We start from the raw sequence: 20,526 nt of genomic DNA, 5'->3' as shown, positions 1-20,526 counted from the left end.
GTACCGTCGCGGCTCCCGGTGCCGCTGACCTCGATCGATCTTAGGTTAACCTAACCGTGTGTCCGCTCCGCTTCCCGCTCTCCCGCTGACGACGGCCCAGCAGGCCATCGCGTACGCGCAGCAGCTCGATCCGGCCAACCCGGCGTACCTGTGCGCGCACGCCATCACCGTGCGTGGCCGGGTCGACCGCGCCGCGCTCGCCGCCGCGATCACCGCCGTCACCGACGCCGTGCCGCACCTGCACGTCGCCGTCGACGGCGACCGGCAGGTGCCGCACCCGCCGGCGCCGCTGGCGGTGCACGACCTGCGCGGCGGGCCCGACCCGGCCGCGGCCGCCGCCGCGTGGATGCGGGCGGACCACACCGCCGCCGTACCGCTGGGGGAGCCCGGCCTGCTGCGCCAGGCGCTGCTCGTCGTCGCCGACGACGAGGTCGTCTGGTACCTGCGGGCGCACCACCTGCTGCTCGACGGGTACGGCTTCACCATGATCACCGAGCGGGTCGCCGCCGCGTACGCCGGCCGGGCCGTCCCCGACGCCGCGCCCTTGGCCGCGCTGCTCGCCGAGGAGGCCGGCTACGCCGCGGGCGACCGGTGCGCCGCCGACGGCGCGTACTGGCGGGACCGGCTCGGCCCCGAGCACGACGCCGCCAGCCCCGGCGCGGCCGTGCACCCGCCCGGCGTCCCGCACCGGTACCACGCGCCGCTCGACCCCGGCGTCGCCGACGAGCTGGACGACCTCGGCCGGGCCGCCGGCGCGAGCCGGGTGGAGGTGGTCTTCGCGGCGGTGGCGCTGTACGTCGCCCGGGTCACCGGCCGCGCCGACGTCGCCCTCGGCCTGCCGCTGATGAACCGGCTCGGCTCGGTCGCCGCGAGGGTGCCCGGCACGGTGGTCAACGTGCTGCCGCTGCGGGTCGACGTCGACCACGCCGGCACCGTCGGCGACCTGGTCGGCCGGGTCGGCGGCGCGCTGCGGGCGGCCCGCCGGCACGGCCGGTACCGGTACGAGCAGCTCCAGCGCGACCTCGGCCTGGTCGGCGGCGGCCGCCGGCTGTGCGGCCCGACGGTCAACATCAAGCCGTACGCCGAGCCGCCCCGGTTCGGCGACTGCGCCGTCACGGTCACCCCGCTGGCCACCGGCCCGATCGACGACCTGGAGTTCCAGCTCTGGACCGACGCCGCGGGCAGCCACCTCGCCGGGTACGCCAACCCGGCCGGGTACGACGCCGCGGCCACCCGGGCCCACCGGGACCGGCTCGCGCACCTGCTGGCGCAGCTCGCCGCCGGCACCCCGGCCACCCGGCTGGCCGCGCTGGACATCGCGCTGCCCGCCGAGCAGTCGATGCCGGCCGGCGACACCCCGCCGGTCGCCGCCCGGACGCTGGTCGCGCTGATCGACGCCGCCCCGGCCCGGTCCGCGGTGCGGGCCGCCGACGGCCGGCTGGACCCGGCGGAGCTGGACGCGCGGGCCAACCGGCTCGCCCGCTGGCTGATCGACCGCGGCGCCGGCCCGGACACGCTCGTCGCCGTCGCCCTGCCCCGCCGGGCCGACCTGGTGGTGGCGCTGCTCGCGGTGCTGCGGGCCGGCGCGGCGTACCTGCCGCTGGACCTCGACCAGCCGCCGGCCCGGACCGCGGCGCTGCTCGCCGACGCCCGGCCGGTGTGCGTGCTCACCCACCGGGACGTCGCGCCGGCGCCCGCCGGGCCGCCGGTGGCGGCACTGGACGAACTGGACCTGTCCGGGTATCCCGCCGGCCCGGTCGCCGACGCCGACCGCGCCCGCCCGCTGACCGGCGCGGACACCGCGTACGTGATCTACACCTCGGGCTCGACCGGCGCGCCCAAGGGCGTGGCGGTGCCGCACGCGGCGATCGTCAACCGGCTGGCCTGGATGCAGGACCACCTCCGCCTCACCGCCGCCGACCGGGTGCTGCAGAAGACGCCGTACACGTTCGACGTCTCGGTCTGGGAGTTCTTCTGGCCGCTGGCCGTCGGCGCCACCCTGGTGCTCGCCGCGCCGGGCGGGCACCGCGACCCGGCGTACCTGGCGGGGCTGGTCCGGGACGAGCGGATCACCGCACTGCACTTCGTCCCGTCGATGCTGCGCGCGTACCTGGCCGGGGCGGATGTCGCCGCGGCGGCGCTGCGGTTCGCGGTGTGCAGCGGCGAGGAGCTGCCCGCCGACCTGGTCGCCGCGTGGCGGCGCCGGGTCGGGGTGCCGCTGCACAACCTGTACGGGCCGACCGAGGCCGCCGTGGACGTCACCGCGCACGCCTGCGGCCCCGCCGACGAGTCCGGGCCGGTGCCGATCGGCCGGCCGGTGCACCACACCCGCACGCTCGTCCTGGACCCCGCGCTGCGGCCGTGCCCGCCGGGCGTGCCCGGCGAGCTGTACCTGGCCGGCGTCCAGCTCGCCCGCGGCTACCTCGGGCGGCCGGCGCTGACGGCGGCCCGGTTCGTCGCCGACCCGTACGGCCCGCCCGGCACCCGGCTGTACCGCACCGGCGACCTGGCCCGGCGGCGCGCCGACGGCGCGCTGGAGTTCCTCGGCCGGACCGACAGCCAGGTCAAGGTGCGCGGGTTCCGGATCGAGCCCGGCGAGATCGAGGCGGCGCTGTGCGCGCAGCCCGGCGTCGCCGCCGCGGCGGTCACCCCGTGGCCCGGCTCGCCGGACCGGCTCGTCGGCTACGTCGTACCCCGGCCCGGCGCCGACCCCGACCCGGCCGCGCTGGCCGCGGCGCTCGCCGACACGCTGCCGGCGCACCTGGTCCCGGCGGCGATCGTGCCGCTGCCGGCGCTGCCGCTGGGCAGCACCGGCAAGCTGAACCGGTCCGGGCTGCCCGCCCCGGCCGCCGCGGCGGCGCCGCGCCGGCCGCCGGCCGGCCCGACCGAGGAGCTGCTCTGCGCGCTGACGGCCGCGGCGCTGGACGTACCGGCGGTCGGGCCGGACGACAACTTCTTCGACGCCGGCGGCCACTCGCTGCGCGCCGTCGCCCTGCTCGACGCGGTCGCCGCCGCCACCGGCGTCCGGCTGCCGCTGGCCGCGGTGTTCGCCGGCCCGACCCCGGCGCAGCTCGCCGCCGCGGTGGTCGACGCGGGCGACCCGGCCGACGGGCTCGATTCCCTGCTGGTGCTGCGCCGCGGCGAGCCGGGCGTGCCGCCGCTGGTCTGCGTGCACCCCGCGGGCGGCCTGGCCTGGTGCTACGCCGGCCTGCTCGGCGCGCTGCCCCGGCACATCCCGGTGTACGGGTTGCAGGCGCCCGGCGTCCGCGACCCCGGCGCGCCGCCGCCGGACTCGATCGACGCCGTCGCCGCCGAGTACGTGGCCACCCTGCGCGCCGCCGGGGTGACCGGCCCGTACCGGCTGGTCGGCTGGTCGGTCGGCGGGGTGATCGCGCAGGCGATGGCGGTGGCGCTGCGGCGGGCCGGTGAGCCGGTCGGCCTGCTCGCGCTGCTGGACGCGTACCCCGGCGAGCAGTGGCGGCACCTGCCGCCGCCGGACGGCGCCGAGGCGCTGCGCGCCCTGCTGTACCTGGCCGGGGTGGCCGAGTCCGACGTGGCCGGACCGCTGACCGCGGCCGCGGTGCTGGCCGTGCTGCGCGAGCGGGGCAGCCCGCTGGCCGACCTGGGCGACGGCCCGCTGCGGGCGATCGCCGACACGGTCGTCCGCAACGCGCGGCTGCTGCGGGCGCACCACGCCGCGGTGTACGACGGGGACGCGGTCTTCGTGGCCGCGACCGCGCCGCGCCTCGAGACGTGGCTGGACCCGGCGGCGTGGCGGCCGCACGTGGCCGGCAAGCTGGACCGGCACGACCTGCCGTGCCGGCACCCGGACCTGATGACCCCGGACCGGCTGGCGCAGATCGCCGCGATCCTCGCCCCGCACCTCGGCCCGGCACCCGACGACGGCGCCGGCCACCGCCCGGCGGCGCCCCGCGAACCGGCGGCATCCCGCGAACCGGTGGTGGGTCGCGACCCGCTGTAGCGCCGCGCCGCCGGCGCGTGTCCGGCGTGGTCGATTCGCCCCGGTGGCCGCGTGACATCGGTCTCGCCTCTTGCTGACTGAGGTAAGGCTTGGCTAACTTCCGTGTGACTGCGCTTCCCACCTCGCACCGAGGAGCGACTTTGATGTCCACCACGTTCACCACCACCCGCCGCACCGCGCTGGCGGCGATCATGGCTGCCGCGGCCCTCACCGTGACGCAGTCCGCGCCGGCGCTGGCCGCGCCGGGCGACGGGGTCGTCGTCGTCGAGGACGGCTCGGCCCTGTACGAGATCACCAACCTGCCGGCCCTCGGCCGGGTGTACGCCGCGAACCCGTGGAAGCGCGGCTCCGGCGGCAGCGACCCGCGGCACCACGTCTGGGTGGTCGACGCGGACGCCACCAAGGTCGTCGGCAAGGTCGACCTGGGCGCCGGCAGCGCGTTCGGCGTCGCGGCCAACCCGGAGACCAACACGGTGTACGCGACCGACTTCGTGTTCACCAAGAAGGTCTACGCGATCGACGGCGAGACGCTGAAGATCAAGGACGAGGTCGCCCTGGAGGCCGGCCCGCGCGGCATCGCGGTGAACGCCGGGACCAAGAAGGTCTACACGCCGCTGACCAGCGCCGGCAAGCTGGCCGTGCTGAACGCCGAGACCCTCGCGGTCGAGACCACGATCCCGGTCGGCAGGACGCCGGTGCAGGTCGCGGTCAACCCGACCAACAACAAGGTGTACGTGAGCAACGTCGCCAACCGCACCACCGAGAGCTCGGTGACGGTGATCGACGGCAACACCAACACGGTCCTGGCGACCGTGCCGGTCGACGCGTACGCGCAGGGCGTGGCGGTGCACCCGGTGACCAACACCGCGTACGTCACCAACTACGCCAAGGGCACGGTGACCGTCCTGGACGGCAACACCAACGCCGTGACCGGCACCATCGCAGTCGGCCCGAACCCGCTGGGCCTGGAGGTCAACGCCAGGACCAACAAGGCGTACGTGTCGCACTTCGACGCCGCCGGCGGCGTCTCGGTGATCGACCTGGCCACCAACACGGCGGAGAAGTTCCCGGCCGCCCCGAACACCCTGGGCCTGACGATCAACCCGGAGCTGGACCGCGTCTACTACGCGAGCCAGAGCCAGGCGCGCGTCAACTACCTCCAGTAAGCGCACCGCGGGGAAGGGGGGCCCGGCCGGGCCCCCCTTCCCCGCGTCCGAACCACTGCTACTGCCGTGCTCGCCGGGCGCGCGCGGCCAGGGCCAGCTCCTCCAGTACCCCGACCGTGCCGTCCCAGCCCAGGCAGGCGTCGGTGATGGACTGCCCGTACCGGTGCGGCCGGTCCTGCCGGCCCGGCTCCAGGAACGACTCGAGCATCACGCCGACCAGCCCGGTGTTGCCCTCGGCCACCTGCGCGGCCAGGTCCGCGGCCACCGCCGGCTGGCGCCGGTGGTCCTTGCCGCTGTTGGCGTGCGAGGCGTCCACCACCACGGCCGCCGGCAGGCCGGCGGCGCGCAGCGCGGCCAGCGCGGCCGCGACCGCGGCCGGGTCGTGGTTCGTCCCGGCGGTGCCGCCGCGCAGCACCGGGTGGGTCAGCGGGTTGCCGGGCGCCCGGACGATGACCGCGCGGCCCTCGTCGTCCAGCGCCGGGTGCACGTGCGGCGCCCGGGCGGCGCGGATCGCGTCCACCGCCGCGCCGACGTCGCCGTCCGGGGCGTTCTTGAACCCGACCGGCATCGGCAGGCCCGCGGCCAGCACCCGGTGGGTCTGGCTGTGCGTGGTCCGGGCGCCGATGCAGCCCCAGCTCACCGCCTCGGCGAGCAGCGGGGCGAGCAGCGGGTCGAGGAACTCGGTGGCCACGGGCAGCCCCAGCCCGGCGACGCCGGCCAGGAACCGGCGGGCCACCACGAGGCCGCGGGCCAGGTCGGCGGTGCCGTCCAGGTCGGGGTCGAGGACCAGGCCGCGCCAGCCGACGACCGAGCGCGGCTTCTCCAGGTAGCAGCGCATGACCACGAGCAGGTCGTCGCCCAGCCGGGCGGCCTGCCGGGCGAGCCGGGTCGCGTACTCCAGGCCGGCGTCCGGGTCGTGGATCGAGCACGGCCCGACGATGACCATGAGCCGGCGGTCCACGCCGGTGAAGACGTCGGCGACCTCCGTCCGGCCGGCGCGGATGCCCGCGGCGACCGCCGGCGGGATCGGGGCGGCGCGGTTCAGCTCGGTGCGGCCGGGCAGGGCGCCGATCAGCTCGGTGGCGCCGACCGCCGCGGCGGCGGCGAGCGTGGGGGCGCTCACAGACCCAGTCCAGCCAGGACGGTCTGCAGCTTCGCGCCGGTCTCGGCCAGCTCGGCGGCCGGGTCCGAGCCGGTGACGACGCCGGCGCCGGCGGACAGCCGGACCCGCTCGTCGTGCACCAGGGCGCAGCGCAGGGTGACCGTCCACTCGCCGTTGCCGGTGCCGTCCTGCCAGCCGGTCAGGCCGGCGTACAGGCCGCGGTCCACCGGCTCGTGCGCGGCGATGGCGGCCAGCGCGGCCGCCCGCGGGATGCCGCCGACGGCGGGCGTGGGGTGCAGGGCGGCGGCGAGCCGCAGCGAGCACGTGGTCGGGTCGGCGAGCCGGCCGCGGACCACGGTGGCGAGGTGCCACATCCGGGCGGTGTGCACCAGGTGCGGCTCGTCCGGTACGACCAGGCCGGCGCACAGCGGCGCCAGCGCCGCGCGGACGGCGTCGACCAGGACGGCGTGCTCGTGCCGGCACTTCGGGTCGGCGAGCAGCTCGCGGGCGTTGCGCTCGTCGCTGACCGGGTCGGCGCCGCGGGGGAGCGAGCCGGCCAGCGGCATCGCCCGGACCGCGCGCCCGTGCCGGGCGACGAGCAGCTCCGGGCTGCCGCCGACCAGCGTGCCGCCCTCGTCGGCCCGGACGGCGAACAGGTGCCCGCCGGGGTCGCGGGCGGCGAGCCGGCGCAGCAGCAGGGCCGGGTCCACCGGCGGCTCGGTGGTCAGCTCGACGGCGCGGGCCAGCACCACCTTGGTCAGCCGGCCGGCCTCGAGGTCGGCCAGGGCCGCGCGGACGCTGTCGACGTACCCCGCGGGCGACGGCAGCTCGCGCCGGCCGGCGACCCGGGCGGCCGGCGCGGCCGGCAGCGGCAGGTCGGCGGGGAGCGCGGAGCCGCGGCGCACCACCGGCGGCACGGTCAGCCGGGTCGGCGCGGCCGGGTCGAACGGCAGCGCCCCCACCGCGACGGCGCCCGGCGGCGCGTCGGCGAGCACCTCGCGCACCGCGTCCGGCAGCGCCGCCAGGGCCACCGACGGCACGACCGCGCCGGCGGCGCGGGCGAGTAGGCTGCCGCGCGGGGAGGCGTAGAAGAACGCGTCGCCCGACCGGTACGCGTTCAGCAGCGCGGCGCCGGTCGACTCGGGGCGCGGGCCGGCCGGGGCGGCGGGCGCGGCCCCGGCGGGGTTCGGGGGGCTGGCGATGCCACGTGACATGTCGTCGGCCTTCCTCGGGGGTGGCGCCGCTCACGGGCTGGCGCGAGGTGGAAGAGGATGGGTAGGCAGCCCGCAGCGCGGCACCGATCCGTTCCGTTTAGGTTAGGCTAACCTAAAGACTGGATCAACAGTCCCCGCGGGCGGAAGAGGTATCTCACAGTGAGCACCGGGCTCACCGGAGACACCGGGCTCACCGGAAAACGCCGGGCCTACCGGAGACACGGCGAGCGTCGCGCAGACCGGGAGTGCCGGGCACAAGGGACAGAGCGGGCGCGGACCGACCTGATGACGGTGCGCGGCACGACCTCGTGCCGCGGGTCCGCCGGGTCGAGCGAGGTCAGTTTCGATCATCACGGCCCGCAGGAGTAGCGGCCGGGCCGTCGCCGGTACCCGCGCCGGCGGCGGCCAGCAGCTCGTCGGCGGACGGGTCGGCCAGGCTGCTGCGGCGCAGCGCCGGCAGGGCCGCGGCCACGCCGGTGGACCCGGCCACGCAGAGCGCGCCGCCGACCACGATCGCCGTCGCCGGCCCGAGCAGCCGGGCGGCCACGCCGACCTCCACGTTGCCCAGCGACGGCGCGATGTTGGTCTGGGCCAGCCACAGGCTGCTGATCCGGCCCTGCAGGTGGTCGGGCGTGTGGTGCTGGAGCAGCGCCCGGCGCAGGATCTCCGAGATCGTGTCGGCCGCGCCGAGCAGGGCGAGGAACAGCAGCGCGAGCCACAGCACGCCGCCGCTGAGCCCGAAGCCGGCCACCGCCGGGCCCGCCCCGATGCTGGCCAGGACCAGGTACCGGCCGGTGTGCGGGGTGCGGTCGGTCCAGCCGGAGAGGGTGGCGGCGAGCATCGCGCCGACGCCCGGCGCGGCGTACAGCAGCCCGATGATCCCCGGCCCGCCCGCGAACGCTTCTTCGGCGAGCTGCGGGAACAGCGCGAACGGCACGGTGAACAGCGCCACGCAGAAGTCGATGAGCAGCAGCCCGGTGATCAGCCGGCTACCGGCGACGAAGCGCATCCCCTCCGCTACCGAGCGCAGTGGACTGTCCGCGACCCCGCCGGTCGGCGGCATCGGCCGGATCGTCGCCACGAGTGTGGTGGTGATCACCGTTGCGGCCGCGGTGAGCGCGTAATTCGCCACCAGGCCCCACGAGGCGGTCAGCGCGCCGCCCAGCGACGGGCCGACGATCGCGCCCAGCTCGGCCGTGATGACCATCAGCGCGCCGGCGGCGGCGAGCTGGTCCCGGCCGACCAGCGTCGGCGTCGCCGCCATCAGCGCGGTCGCGCTCAGGCCGTTGCAGACCGAGTTGAGCATGGCGCACAGGTAGATGACCCAGAGCTGCGGGCTGTCCAGCGCGGCGTTGCCGGCCAGCCCGGCGAAGACGGCCGCGGCGCTGCCCCGGGCCAGCAGGATCAGCCGGCGCCGGTCCATCCGGTCGGCGAGCACGCCGCCGACCATGGTGCCGACCAGCATCGGGACCACGACGGCCGCGCTGACCAGCGAGACCTGTAGCGACGAGCGGGTCAGGTCGTACACCTGGATCGGGATCGCGACCGTGGTGAGGCCGAACCCGAACAGCGACACCAGCCGGGCGACGAACAGCGCGCGGAACTCCCGATTGGTCCGCAGCGGCGTGGTGTCCACGACCAGATCGCCGATGCGCATGCGGCTCTCCCGGTGTTTCGGGGGGGTGGTTACCCGGCGTTCGGATGACAGGTTAGGCGGGGGTGCTGTACCCGGCCGGCGGGGCCCGGCCCGCGGCCACCCCGGCAACCCGGCGCTGACGGACGTCCGCGCGGTGATCATCGGCGGCGCTGCCGCGCTGGCCGACCGGTGGCGGGCGGCGGCGCCCCCCGTGACCCTGCACACCTACTGCCGACGGAGGCGTCGGTCGGGGAACGGGGACAAATCGGTAAGGAAAGGCTTGCCTAACTCTGTGCTATCGTCCGGGCCGGGCCCAGCCCGACCCGCGTCACCTCAGTCTGGGAGAAGCAGTGAAGAGGATGTTCCCGCACCCGCCGGTGCGGCTGGTCGCCATCGCCGTCGCCGGCGCGCTCGCGCTCACCGGCTGCGGCGGCGACAGCGCGTCGTCCGGTACCCCCGCCGCCGCCACCCGCACGATCACCGACGCCACCGGCGCGCAGCTCACCGTGCCGACCCAGCCGAAGAACGTCGTCGCGCTCGCCGAGACCGACCTGGACGCGGCCATCGCGCTCGGCGTCACCCCGGTCGGCGCCAGCAAGTCCCGGCAGGGCGACTCGGTCGCCGGGTACCTCGCCGGCAAGGTCCCCGGCGTCAAGCTCGTCGGCGAGATCACCGAGCCCGACCCGGAGGCCATCGCCGCCCTGAACCCGAAGCCGGACCTGATCCTGTACGGCCACTTCCTGCCGCCGGACCCGGCCCAGCTCAAGGACCTCAACGCCATCGCCCCGACCGTCGTCACCAGCCTGGTGGCCGACGACTGGAAGAAGAGCCTCAAGGGCGTCGCCGACGCGCTCAACCTGGAGGCAAAGGGCACCGAGGTGCTGGCCTCGTACGACAAGCAGCTCGGCGAGGTCAAGACCGCCGTCGCGCCGAGGGCGTCCGCGAAGGTCAGCCTGGTCCGGTGGAACCCGCAGGGCCCGTCGTACCTGCAGAAGCAGCACTTCGCCAGCACCGTCGTCGCCGAGCTGGGCCTGGCCCGCCCGGCCGGGCAGCTCACCGAGGGCACCGGCCCGTCCCAGCCGGTCAGCCTGGAGAAGCTGGACGTCCTCGACGGCGACTACCTGTTCCTCGGCACGCTGAACAACGACGGCGTCGCCGCGCTCGCCCAGGCGGAGAAGAACCCGGCCTGGAACAAGCTCGCCGTCGTCGCCGGCAAGAAGGTCGTCACCGTGGACGGCGTGCCGTGGACCTCCCGCGGCGGCCCGGTCGCGGCCGGCATCGTGCTGGACGACGTCCGCAAGGCGCTCACGGCCGGCTGACCGGACGATGACCGACACCCCCTGGCGGTACACCGACAGCCGCGGTGGAGTCGTGACCCGCCCCCGGCGGTCCGCCCGCGTGGCGGTGGTGGACCTGCTGGCCACCTCCACGCGCCGGGCCGCCGGGGTCCGCCCGGCCGCCGCGCCGCGGGCCGCCGACGGCGGCCGGCCGTGATCGCCCGCCGGGGCCGCTGGCTCGGCCTGCTCGGCTGCCTCGTCCTGCTGCTCGCCTTCGTACTGCTCAGCATCGCCGTCGGCGCCCGCTCGGTGCCGCTGGCCGCCGTCCGCGACGCGCTGCTGCACTACGACGGCTCGCTGGACGCGATCGTCGTCGTCCAGCAGCGCCTCCCGCGCACCGCGCTGGCCATCCTCGTCGGCGCCGCCCTCGGCCTGGCCGGCACGCTGATCCAGACCCTCACCCGCAACCCGCTCGCCGACCCCGGCCTGCTCGGCGTCAACAGCGGCGCCGCCGCCGCGGTGGTCTCCGCGATCAGCTTCCTCGGCCTGACCAGCCCGCTGGAGTACCTCTGGTTCGCCTTCGCCGGCGCCGCCGCCGCGGCCGTCGTCGTCTACCTGCTCGGCACCACCGGCCGGGCCGGCGGCCCGGTCCGGCTCGCGCTCGCCGGCACGGCGATCAGCGCCGTCCTCGTCGCCTACACGTACGCCATCCAGCTCCTCGACGACAAGGCCCTGGACCAGTTCCGGTTCTGGGTCGTCGGCGGCCTCGCCGGCCGCGGCGTGGACGTGCTCGTCCAGATCGGACCGTTCCTCGCCGGCGGCATCGTCGTCGGCCTGCTGCTGGCCCGACCGCTGAACGTCGTCGCCCTCGGCGACGACGTCGGCCGCGCGCTCGGCGTGAACCTCGGCCGGGTCCGGCTGACCGCCGCGGTCGCGGTGACCGTGCTGTGCGGGGCGGCCACCGCCGCCGCCGGCCCGTTCTCGTTCATCGGCCTGACCGTCCCGCACGCCGTCCGGGCGATCGTCGGGCCGGACCAGCGCTGGGTGCTGCCGTACTCGGTCCTGCTCGCCCCCTGCCTGCTGCTCGGCGCCGACATCCTCGGCCGCCGGGTGCTGCCCGTCGGCGAGCTGGAGGCCGGCCTGGTCACCGCGTTCGTGGGCGCCCCCTTCTTCATCGCCCTCGTCCGCCGGCGTACGGTGCCGCAGCTATGACCGACACCGCGACCCCGCCCGCCGCGGCCCGCCCGGCGCCGCCGCCGGTCACCGGCGTGCCGCTGCGGCTGGCCGGCGGCCGGCTCTCGCTGCTGGTGCACCGCCGGTCCGTCCTGGTCTGCCTGCTGCTCGCCGCCGCCGGCCTGGCCGCGCTGGCCGTCGCGGTCAGCGTCGGCGCGTTCCCGATCCCGCTGCGCGACGCCGCCGCGGCCATCGTCGGCGACGGCCCGCCGATGGCCGAGCTGTTCGTCACCGGCCGCCGGCTGCCCCGGGCGCTCACCGCGCTCGGCGTCGGGCTGGCCCTCGGCGTGGCCGGCGCGATTTTCCAGCAGCTCACCCGCAACCCGCTGGGCAGCCCCGACATCGTCGGCTTCGGCCACGGCGCCGCCACCGGCGCGATCGTCGTCGTGATCGGACTGCGCGGCAGCAGCGGCGCCGCCGCCCTCGGCGCCCTGCTCGGCGGGGTGCTCGCCGCCGCCGCGGTGTACCTGCTGGCGATGCGCGGCGGCGCCCACGGCTACCGGCTCATCCTCGTCGGCATCGGCGTCAGCGCGATGCTCATCGCGTTCAACAACTTCCTGGTCAGCCGCGTCGACCTGCGCGATGCCCGGGCCGCGACCCAGTGGATCGTCGGCAGCCTGTACGAGCGGCGCTGGCCCGAGGCCGCCCTGATCGGCGTCGCGCTGCTGGTCCTGCTGCCCGGCGCCCTGCTGCTCAACCGCCCGCTGTCCGCGCTGCGGGTCGGCGAGGAGCTGGCCGTCGGCACCGGCGTCCGGGTGGACCGGGTCCGCCCCGCCCTGGTCCTCGTCGCCGTCGCCCTGACGGCGGCGGCCACCGCCTGCGCCGGCCCGGTCGCGTTCGTCGCGCTGGCCGCCCCGCAGGTGGCCCGCCGGCTGACCACGTCGTCCGGCCCCGGCCTGTTCGCCGCCGGCCTGCTCGGCGCGGTCATGCTGCTGGTCAGCGACATCCTCGCCCAGCGGCTCACCGCGCCGGGGGAGCTGCCCGTCGGCGTGGTGACCGCCGGCGTCGGCGGCGTATACCTGGCCTGGCTGCTGCTGCGCGAGTGGCGGGCCCAGCGTGGCTGACCCGCGGGACGAGGAGGAGGTCCGATGACGCGACTGGTGGCCGACGCCGTCACCCTCGGCTACGACAGCCGGGTGGTCGCCCGCGACCTGACCGTACGCATCCCCGACGAATCCCTCACCGTGATCGTCGGCCCGAACGCCTGCGGCAAGTCCACCCTGCTGCGCGCCCTGGCCCGGCTGCTCGCCCCCGCCGCCGGCCGGGTCCTGCTCGACGGCGAGCAGATCGCCGGGCTCCCCGCCAAGGAGGTCGCCCGCCGGCTCGGCCTGCTCCCGCAGAGCCCGATCGCCCCGGACGGCATCACCGTCGCCGACCTGGTCTCCCGCGGCCGGTACCCGCACCAGGGCCTGCTGCGCCAGTGGTCGCCCGAGGACGAGCGGGCGGTGGCCCGGGCGCTGGCCGCCACCGGCGTCACCGACCTGGCCCGCCGGCCCGTCGACCAGCTCTCCGGCGGCCAGCGGCAGCGGGTCTGGCTGGCCCTGGCGCTGGCCCAGGAGACGCCGATCCTGCTGCTCGACGAGCCCACGACCTACCTGGACATCGCCCACCAGGTCGAGGTCCTCGACCTCTGCGCGCGCCTGCACGACGAGGGCGGGCGTACCCTCGTCGCGGTGCTGCACGACCTGAACCAGGCCAGCCGGTACGCCACCCACCTCATCGCCCTGCGCGACGGCCGGGTGGTCGCCGCCGGGGACCCGGCCGCGATCGTGACCGAGGAGCTGGTCGCCGAGGTCTTCGGCCTGTCCTGCCGGGTCATCACCGACCCGGAGAGCGGCACGCCGCTGGTCATCCCCCGGCTGACCGGCGCCCGCCGGGCCCGGCCCCGCACCACGACGGGAGAGCTGCAATGACACCACGGGAGGAGCGGGTCCGCGCGCAGATCGCGGAGCTGCTGGAGGTACCGGCGGACGGGATCGAGGTCACCGACGACCTGATCGACCACGGCCTGGACTCGGTCCGGGTGATGACGCTGGTCGAGACGTGGCGGACGGAGGGCGCGGAGGTCAGCTTCGTCGCGCTGGCCGAGGAGCCGACGGTCCGCGCCTGGGCGGCGCTGCTGGACGCCGCCACCACCGCCGGCTGAGGCCGGGACCCGCCGCCCTCACGCCGGGTGGCGGGTCTCCACGGTGTACGGCACGGTCGCGCGCAGGTTCTCGTCGATCGCCAGCCGCCCGCCCGCGGGTGGGCGGGCGCGCTGGGCGCAGTCGCGGCGCTCGCAGATCCGGCAGCCCAGCCCGATCGGCGTCGCCGCCCGCGGGTCGTCCAGCGCCACCCCGTCCGTGTACACCAGCCGGTGCGCGTGCCGCAGCTCGCAGCCCAGTGCCACCGCGAACGTCCCCCGCGGCGTGTGGTGCCCGTACCCGCCGTGGGTGACCGTGCGGGCCAGCCAGAAGTACCGCTTGCCGTCCGGCATCTCCGCCACCTGGGTCAGGATCCGCCCCGGCGCGGCGAACGCCTCGTACACCGTCCACAGCGGGCACGTCCCGCCCAGCCGGGAGAAGTGGAAGTCCGTCGCCGACTGCCGCTTGGAGATGTTCCCGGCCCGGTCCACCCGCAGGAACGACAGCGGCACCCCGCGCCGGTGCGGCCGCTGCAGGGTGCTCAGCCGGTGGCAGACCGTCTCGAAGCCGACGCCGTACCGGCCGGCGAGCAGCTCGATGTCGTACCGCAGCCGCTCGGCGTCGGCGTGGAAGTCGCCGTACGGCATGAGCAGCGCCCCGGCGTAGTAGCTGCCCAGCCCGATCCGGGCCAGCGCCCGCCCGGTGGCGTCCAGCGCCGGGTCGGCGGCCAGCTCGGTGAGCAGCGGCCCGTGGGCGAGGAACGCGAGCTGCGTGGCGAGCTGGAACGCCCGCTGCCCGTCGGTGTGGTTGGCGGCCAGGCGCAGCACCCCGGTGGCCGGGTCGTACCGGCGGATGCCGTGCCCGTCGGCCGGCGCGGCGACCACCCGCACGCCGTGCGCGTCGGCCAGGTGCCGGGTCAGCGCCTCGGCGGCCCGGCCGGGGGCCAGCGCCAGCGCGCCGGCCAGCTCCTCGGCGGCGGCGTCCAGCGGGTCGAAGTAGTTGTGGTGCCGGTAGAAGAAGTCCCGGACGTCGTCGTGCGGCTCGCCGAGGCCCGGCGCGGGGTCGGCCGGGCCGGCGAGCGCGGCGACCCGGGCGGCGGCGTCCCGGTACCGCTGGTGCAGCGCGACCAGCGCGCGGGCCGCGCCGGGGTGCTCGCGGATCAGGTCGGCGGCGTCGGCGGGGTCGATGTCGCCGCCGCTGGCCTCGTCCGCGAGCGCGGCCCGCACGTCGGCGCCGAGCCGCTCGGCGTCGGTGTCGGCGAAGTACTCGGGGTCGACGCCGAGGACCTCGGCCAGCCGCAGCAGCACGCCGCCGGTCAGCGCCCGCTGGCTGTTCTCGATCTGGTTGAGGTAGCTGGTGGACAGGTCGAGCCGGCGGGCCAGCTCGGCCTGGGTCAGCCCGTGCTCGCGGCGCAGCCGGCGCAGCTTGGCGTGCGCGTACAGCTTCTTCCCACCGGTCATCGCCACCCCCGATCCGCCTTGCGAATTTACCACTCGCAAAGTTCGCAAGAGTTCGCGGTTACGCAGGTTCGGCGGTGAAAACTACGCAATGACCGGTGGTCGACCGGATGGGTGCTTTCGGGCGAAGCTGGGCGCGAACCCCCCACCGGCAGCCGAGGAGGCCACGTGATCGACCACCGGGTGCGCGCGCACCCCAGCGCGGACCGCCTGCCCCGCGAGCGGCAGCTCGCCTGGCACCTCGCCGCGCTGGCCACCGCCGCCGCGCCGGTCGACCCCGACGCCGCCGCGATGGTCGCCAACCGGGTGATCGACAACGCGGCCGTCGCCGTCGCCTCGCTCGCCCGCCGGCCCGTCGCGGTCGCCCGGGCGCAGGCCCGCCCGCACCGCGCGACCCCCGGTGCGTCGATCTTCGGTACCGCGCCCGACCTGCGCGTCTCGCCCGAGTGGGCGGCGTGGGCCAACGGCACGGCCGTCCGGGAGCTGGACTTCCACGACACGTACCTGGCCGCCGACTACTCGCACCCCGGCGACAACATCCCGCCGCTGCTCGCCGTCGCCCAGCACACCGGCGCGTCCGGCGCCGACCTGCTGCGCGGCCTGCTGGTGGCGTACGAGGTGCACGTCGCGCTCGTCACCGGCATCTGCCTGCACGAGCACCGGATCGACCACGTCGCCCACCTGAGCGCCGCGACCGCATGCGGCCTCGGCGCGCTGCTGAACCTGCCGACCGAAGTGGTGTACCAGGCGGTCGGCCAGGCCGTGCACACCACCACCGCGACCCGGCAGTCGCGCAAGGGCGAGATCTCCTCCTGGAAGGCGTACGCGCCCGCGTTCGCCGGCAAGGCCGCCATCGAGGCCGTCGACCGGGCCATGCGCGGCGAGGGCGCGCCCGCCCCGATCTACGAGGGCGAGGACGGGTTCATCGCCCGCCTGCTGTCCGGCCCCGACGCGGCCTACACCGTGCCGCTGCCCGCCCCCGGCGACCCGCTGCGCGGCATCCTCGCCACGTACACCAAGGAGCACTCCGCCGAGTACCAGGCCCAGGCCCTCATCGACCTGGCCCGGGCGCTGCGGGAGAAGCTGCCCGGCATCGACGCCGCCGACGGCGTGGCCCGGATCGCCTCGGTCGTCCTGCACACCAGCCACCACACCCACCACGTGATCGGCTCCGGCGCGAACGACCCGCAGAAGTACGACCCGGCCGCGAGCCGGGAGACCCTGGACCACTCGATCCCGTACATCCTCGCCGTCGCGCTGCAGGACGGCACCTGGCACCACATCGACTCGTACGCCCCCGACCGGGCCGCCCGGCCCGACACCGTCGCGCTCTGGCAGAAGATCACGACGGTCGAGGATCCGGAGTGGACCCGCCGGTACCACGACCCCGACCCGGACCGGAAGGCGTTCGGCGGCCGGCTCGTCGTCACCCTCGCCGACGGCACCGTGGTCGAGGACGCGCTCGCCCTCGCCGACGCCCACCCGGCGGGCGCCCGCCCGTTCGACCGGCCGGCGTACGAGCGCAAGTTCGCCGCCCTCGCCGGCGGCGTCGTCGCCCCGGCCGCGCAGCGGGCGTTCCTCGACGCCGCCACCGGCCTCGACGCGCTGGCCGCCGCCGACCTGGCGGCGCTGTTCCCGGCCGTCGACCACGCGGCGCTCGCCGCCGCCGACGCCGCGCTGCCGGGCGGGATCTTCCGGTGACCCGCCCCCACGGCGCCGGTGCGCGCCCGGCACCGCCCGGAAGGACACCCCGATGACGTACCTGTCCGCCCGCACCCCCGTCGCCGCCAAGCGGCGGGCGCTGCGCGAGGGCCTCGCCGGCGGCGGCCTGCTCCGGCTGCCCGGCGCCTTCAACCCGCTGGCCGCCCGGCTCGTGCAGCGGCACGGCTTCGAGGGCGTGTACATCTCCGGCGGCGCCCTGTCCGCCGCGGCCGGGCTGCCCGACGTCGGCCTGACCACGCTCCCGGAGGTGGCCGGCTGGTCGGCCGACATCGCCGCCGCCACCGACCTGCCCGCCCTGGTCGACGCCGACACCGGCTTCGGCGGGCACCTCAGCGCGGCCCGGACCATCCAGCGGCTGGAGGACGCCGGCCTCGCCGGCTGCCACCTGGAGGACCAGGTCAACCCCAAGCGCTGCGGCCACCTCGACGGCAAGGCCGTCGTCGACCCGGCCGACATGGTCCAGCGGCTGCGCGGCGCCGTCGCCGCCCGCCGCGACCCGGACTTCCTGATCATGGCCCGGACCGACGCCCGCGCGGTCGAGGGCCTGGACGCCGCGATCGACCGGGCCCGGGCGTACCTGGCCGCCGGCGCCGACGCGATCTTCCCCGAGGCGCTGGCCGACCCGGGCGAGTTCGCCGCGTTCCGCAGGGCGGTCGCCGCGCCGCTGCTGGCCAACATGACCGAGTTCGGCAAGGGCCCCGCGCTCACCGTCGCCGAGCTGCGCGACCTCGGCTACAACCTGGTCATCCACCCGGTCACCACGCTGCGGCTGGCGATGGGCGCCGTCGAGGACGGCCTGGCCCGGCTCGCCGCCGACGGCACGGCGGCCGGGGTGCTCGACCGGATGATGACCCGGGCCCGCCTGTACGACGTCCTCGACTACCCCGCGTACGCCGGCCTCGACGCCGCCGTCGCCACCGGCGCGCTGCCCGACGCCGCCGCCCCGACCACCGGAGGAACGCACCCGTGAGCACCGACATCCACCGCGGCCTGGCCGGCGTCGTCGTCGACACCACCGCCATCTCCACCGTGATCAGCGAGACCAACTCGCTCACCTACGGCGGGTACGCCGTCCAGGACCTCGCGGCCACCCGGTCCTGGGAGGAGGTCGCGTACCTGCTCTGGCACGGCGACCTGCCCGACGCCGCGCAGCTCGCCGACTTCCGCGCCGCCGAGCGCGCCCAGCGGGCCCTGGACCGCAGCGGGCAGGAGCTGCTGCACAAGCTGCCGGACACCTGCCACCCGATGGACGTCCTGCGCACCGCCGTGTCGTACCTGGGCGCCCAGGACCCGACCGAGGAGAACGCCGACCGGGCCGCCAACCACGCCAAGGCGCTGGCCCTGTTCGCCAGGCTCCCGACGGTCGTCGCGCTGGACCTGCGCCGCCGCCGCGGGCAGGACCCGATCCCGCCCGACCCGGCCCTGGGGTACGCGGAGAACTTCTTCCACATGTGCTTCGGCGCGGTCCCGGCCGCCGACGTCGTGCGGGCGTTCGAGATCACCATGATCCTGTACGCCGAGCACAGCTTCAACGCCTCCACCTTCACCGCCCGGGTGATCACCTCGACGCTGTCCGACCTGTACAGCGCGGTCACCGGCGCCGTCGGCGCGCTCAAGGGCCCGCTGCACGGCGGCGCCAACGAGGCCGTGATGGACATGCTCACCGAGATCGACGACCCGGCTCGGGCCGAGTCCTGGCTGGACGGCGCCCTGGCGGACAAGCGCAAGATCATGGGCTTCGGGCACCGGGTGTACAAGCACGGCGACTCCCGCGTCCCGATCATGCAGCACGCCCTCGACGGACTGGTCGCGGCCCACGGCGACGACCGGCTGCGCCGCCTCGCCGCGCTGTACACCCGGCTCCGGGCGGCGATGCTGGACCGCAAGGGCATCCACCCGAACCTCGACTACCCGTCCGCCCTGGCCTACCACCTGATGGGCTTCGACACCCCGGCGTTCACCCCGATCTTCGTGATGAGCCGGATCACCGGCTGGACCGCGCACGTCATCGAGCAGCTCGACGCCAACGTCCTGATCCGCCCGCTCGGCGCCTACACCGGCCCGCAGCAGCGCCCCGTCCCGGCCTGACCCACCCCCCCCGCGAGGAGACAGCCATGGAGCAGCTCGGCCACTTCGTCGGCGGCAAGCCCGTCGCCGGCACCGCCGGCCGGTACGGCGACGTGTACGACCCGAGCCGCGGCGCTGTCGCCCGGCAGGTCGCGCTCGCCGACGCCGGCGAGGTGGACGCCGTCATCGCCGACGCCGCCGCGGCGCAGCCCGGCTGGGCGGCCACCAACCCGCAGAAGCGCGCCCGGGTCCTGATCAAGTGGCTGGACCTGATCCAGCGGGAGGCCGGCGAGCTGGCCGCGCTGCTCTCGGCCGAGCACGGCAAGACCCTCGCCGACGCGCACGGCGACCTGCAGCGCGGCTGCGAGGTGGTCGAGTTCGCCGCCGGCATCCCGCACCTGCTCAAGGGCGAGTACACCGACTCCGCCGGCACCGGCATCGACGTCTACTCGATGCGCCAGCCGCTCGGCGTCGTCGCCGGGATCACCCCGTTCAACTTCCCGGCGATGATCCCGCTGTGGAAGGCCGCGCCGGCCCTGGCCTGCGGCAACGCGTTCGTGCTCAAACCCAGCGAGCGGGACCCGTCGGTGCCGCTGCGGCTGGCCGAGCTGTTCGCCGCCGCGGGCGGCCCGCCCGGCGTGTTCAACGTGGTCAACGGCGACGCCGCCGCGGTCGACCCGCTGCTCACCGACCCGCGGGTGAAGGCCGTCGGCTTCGTCGGCTCATCCGCGGTCGCCCGGCACGTGTACGCCACCGCCGCCGCCCACGGGAAGCGGGCCCAGTGCTTCGGCGGCGCGAAGAACCACGCCGTCGTCATGCCCGACGCCGACCTGGACCAGGTGGTCGAGGCGCTGGTCGGCGCCGCGTACGGGTCGGCGGGGGAGCGGTGCATGGCGCTCTCGGTCGCCGTACCGGTCGGGGCGGCCACCGCGGACGCCCTGGTGGCCCGGCTGGCCGAGCGGGCCCGCGCGCTGCGGGTCGGCGCCCCGGACGACCCGGCCGCCGACTTCGGGCCGCTGGTCACCGCCGCGGCGAGGCAGCGGGTGGTCGACCACATCGCCGCGGGCGTCGCCGAGGGCGCCGAGCTGGTCCTGGACGGCCGCGGCCACGCCGGCACCGGCGACCCGGCCGGCTACTACCTGGGGCCGTCGCTGTTCGACCGGGTCACCCCGCGGATGAGCGTGTACCGGGAGGAGATCTTCGGCCCGGTCCTGTGCGTGGCCCGGGCCGACGACTACGCCGCGGCGCTGAAGCTGTGCGACGAGCACCCGTACGGCAACGGCGTGGCCATCTTCACCCGCGACGGCGACACCGCCCGCGACTTCACCCAGCGGGTGCAGGTGGGCATGGTCGGGGTGAACGTGCCGATCCCGGTCCCGATCGCGTACCACACGTTCGGCGGCTGGAAGGCGTCCGGCTTCGGCGACCTCAACCAGCACGGCCCGGACGCCATCCGCTTCTACACCCGGACCAAGACCGTCACCTCCCGCTGGCTGTCGCACGGCGTCCGGGACGGGGCCAGCTTCGTGATCCCGACGATGAGCTGA

General features: G+C 76.3%; 15 protein-coding genes and 1 pseudogene. 12 read left to right on the top strand and 4 right to left on the bottom strand.

Annotated elements, in window-relative coordinates:
* Positions 1-58: 58 nt before the first annotated feature.
* Both IEY94_RS18585 and IEY94_RS18580 read left to right on the top strand, forming a co-directional pair.
* Positions 59-3,862, top strand: a pseudogene (locus IEY94_RS18585) (amino acid adenylation domain-containing protein); the annotation flags it as partial.
* Positions 3,863-4,125: 263 nt separating this feature from the next.
* A complete protein-coding gene (locus IEY94_RS18580; protein WP_189171502.1) occupies positions 4,126-5,148 on the top strand; it encodes a YncE family protein in 1,023 nt (340 codons plus the stop codon).
* 58 nt (positions 5,149-5,206) lie between these two features.
* On the opposite strand, the gene IEY94_RS18575 is transcribed toward IEY94_RS18580, so the two are convergent.
* The 3 genes from IEY94_RS18575 to entS form a co-directional block, all read right to left on the bottom strand.
* On the bottom strand, positions 5,207-6,271 hold the full coding sequence (locus tag IEY94_RS18575) for a 3-deoxy-7-phosphoheptulonate synthase (RefSeq protein WP_229784247.1): 1,065 nt from the start codon (positions 6,269-6,271) through the stop codon (positions 5,207-5,209).
* Positions 6,268-7,464, bottom strand: coding sequence for an isochorismate synthase (locus IEY94_RS18570; RefSeq protein WP_189171501.1), 1,197 nt, complete (start codon positions 7,462-7,464; stop codon positions 6,268-6,270). Before IEY94_RS18570 ends, IEY94_RS18575 begins: the two co-directional genes overlap by 4 nt.
* A gap of 337 nt (positions 7,465-7,801) precedes the next feature.
* Entirely contained in the window at positions 7,802-9,121 is a 1,320-nt protein-coding gene (gene entS, locus IEY94_RS18565; protein ID WP_229784246.1) for an enterobactin transporter EntS, read from the bottom strand.
* Positions 9,122-9,459: 338 nt separating this feature from the next.
* On the opposite strand from entS, the gene IEY94_RS18560 reads away from it, so the two are divergent.
* The 6 genes from IEY94_RS18560 to IEY94_RS18535 are packed head-to-tail and all read left to right on the top strand — an operon-like array spanning position 9,460 to position 13,756.
* Positions 9,460-10,419 carry an ABC transporter substrate-binding protein gene (locus IEY94_RS18560; RefSeq protein WP_229784259.1) on the top strand — a complete coding sequence of 320 codons (960 nt, stop codon included), beginning with the start codon at positions 9,460-9,462 and terminating at the stop codon, positions 10,417-10,419.
* A gap of 7 nt (positions 10,420-10,426) precedes the next feature.
* Positions 10,427-10,594, top strand: coding sequence for a hypothetical protein (locus IEY94_RS18555; RefSeq protein WP_189171498.1), 168 nt, complete (start codon positions 10,427-10,429; stop codon positions 10,592-10,594).
* Positions 10,591-11,589 (top strand): FecCD family ABC transporter permease, encoded by a 999-nt coding sequence (locus IEY94_RS18550; protein ID WP_189171497.1) that lies wholly within the window; start codon positions 10,591-10,593, stop codon positions 11,587-11,589. The genes IEY94_RS18555 and IEY94_RS18550 overlap by 4 nt, the downstream gene beginning before the upstream one ends.
* Positions 11,586-12,674: a FecCD family ABC transporter permease gene (locus IEY94_RS18545; protein ID WP_189171496.1), complete on the top strand. Its 1,089-nt coding sequence runs from the start codon at positions 11,586-11,588 to the stop codon at positions 12,672-12,674. Before IEY94_RS18550 ends, IEY94_RS18545 begins: the two co-directional genes overlap by 4 nt.
* Before the next feature lie 24 nt (positions 12,675-12,698).
* A complete protein-coding gene (locus IEY94_RS18540) occupies positions 12,699-13,523 on the top strand; it encodes an ABC transporter ATP-binding protein (protein WP_189171495.1) in 825 nt (274 codons plus the stop codon).
* On the top strand, positions 13,520-13,756 hold the full coding sequence (locus IEY94_RS18535) for a phosphopantetheine-binding protein (protein WP_189171494.1): 237 nt from the start codon (positions 13,520-13,522) through the stop codon (positions 13,754-13,756). The genes IEY94_RS18540 and IEY94_RS18535 overlap by 4 nt, the downstream gene beginning before the upstream one ends.
* 18 nt (positions 13,757-13,774) lie before the next feature.
* Here IEY94_RS18535 and IEY94_RS18530 read toward each other — a convergent pair whose 3' ends face one another.
* On the bottom strand, positions 13,775-15,193 hold the full coding sequence (locus IEY94_RS18530; protein WP_189171607.1) for a short-chain fatty acyl-CoA regulator family protein: 1,419 nt from the start codon (positions 15,191-15,193) through the stop codon (positions 13,775-13,777).
* Between the two features lie 165 nt (positions 15,194-15,358).
* Between IEY94_RS18530 and IEY94_RS18525 the strand changes: the two genes are divergently transcribed.
* The 4 genes from IEY94_RS18525 to IEY94_RS18510 are packed head-to-tail and all read left to right on the top strand — an operon-like array spanning position 15,359 to position 20,526.
* The gene (locus IEY94_RS18525; protein ID WP_189171493.1) at positions 15,359-16,891 is read left to right on the top strand and encodes an MmgE/PrpD family protein; all 1,533 of its coding nucleotides are present in this window, start codon (positions 15,359-15,361) and stop codon (positions 16,889-16,891) included.
* A 52-nt stretch (positions 16,892-16,943) separates the two neighbouring features.
* Entirely contained in the window at positions 16,944-17,882 is a 939-nt protein-coding gene (gene prpB, locus IEY94_RS18520; RefSeq protein ID WP_189171492.1) for a methylisocitrate lyase, read from the top strand.
* Entirely contained in the window at positions 17,879-19,000 is a 1,122-nt protein-coding gene (locus tag IEY94_RS18515) for a bifunctional 2-methylcitrate synthase/citrate synthase (RefSeq protein ID WP_189171491.1), read from the top strand. The genes prpB and IEY94_RS18515 overlap by 4 nt, the downstream gene beginning before the upstream one ends.
* 26 nt (positions 19,001-19,026) lie before the next feature.
* Positions 19,027-20,526: a CoA-acylating methylmalonate-semialdehyde dehydrogenase gene (locus IEY94_RS18510; RefSeq protein WP_189171490.1), complete on the top strand. Its 1,500-nt coding sequence runs from the start codon at positions 19,027-19,029 to the stop codon at positions 20,524-20,526.

The organism is Pilimelia anulata (assembly GCF_014647895.1).
Lineage (GTDB): Bacteria > Actinomycetota > Actinomycetes > Mycobacteriales > Micromonosporaceae > Pilimelia > Pilimelia anulata.
The sequence above is the reverse complement of the archived record's forward strand: the minus strand, read 5'-3'. Positions and strand labels throughout refer to the sequence as shown.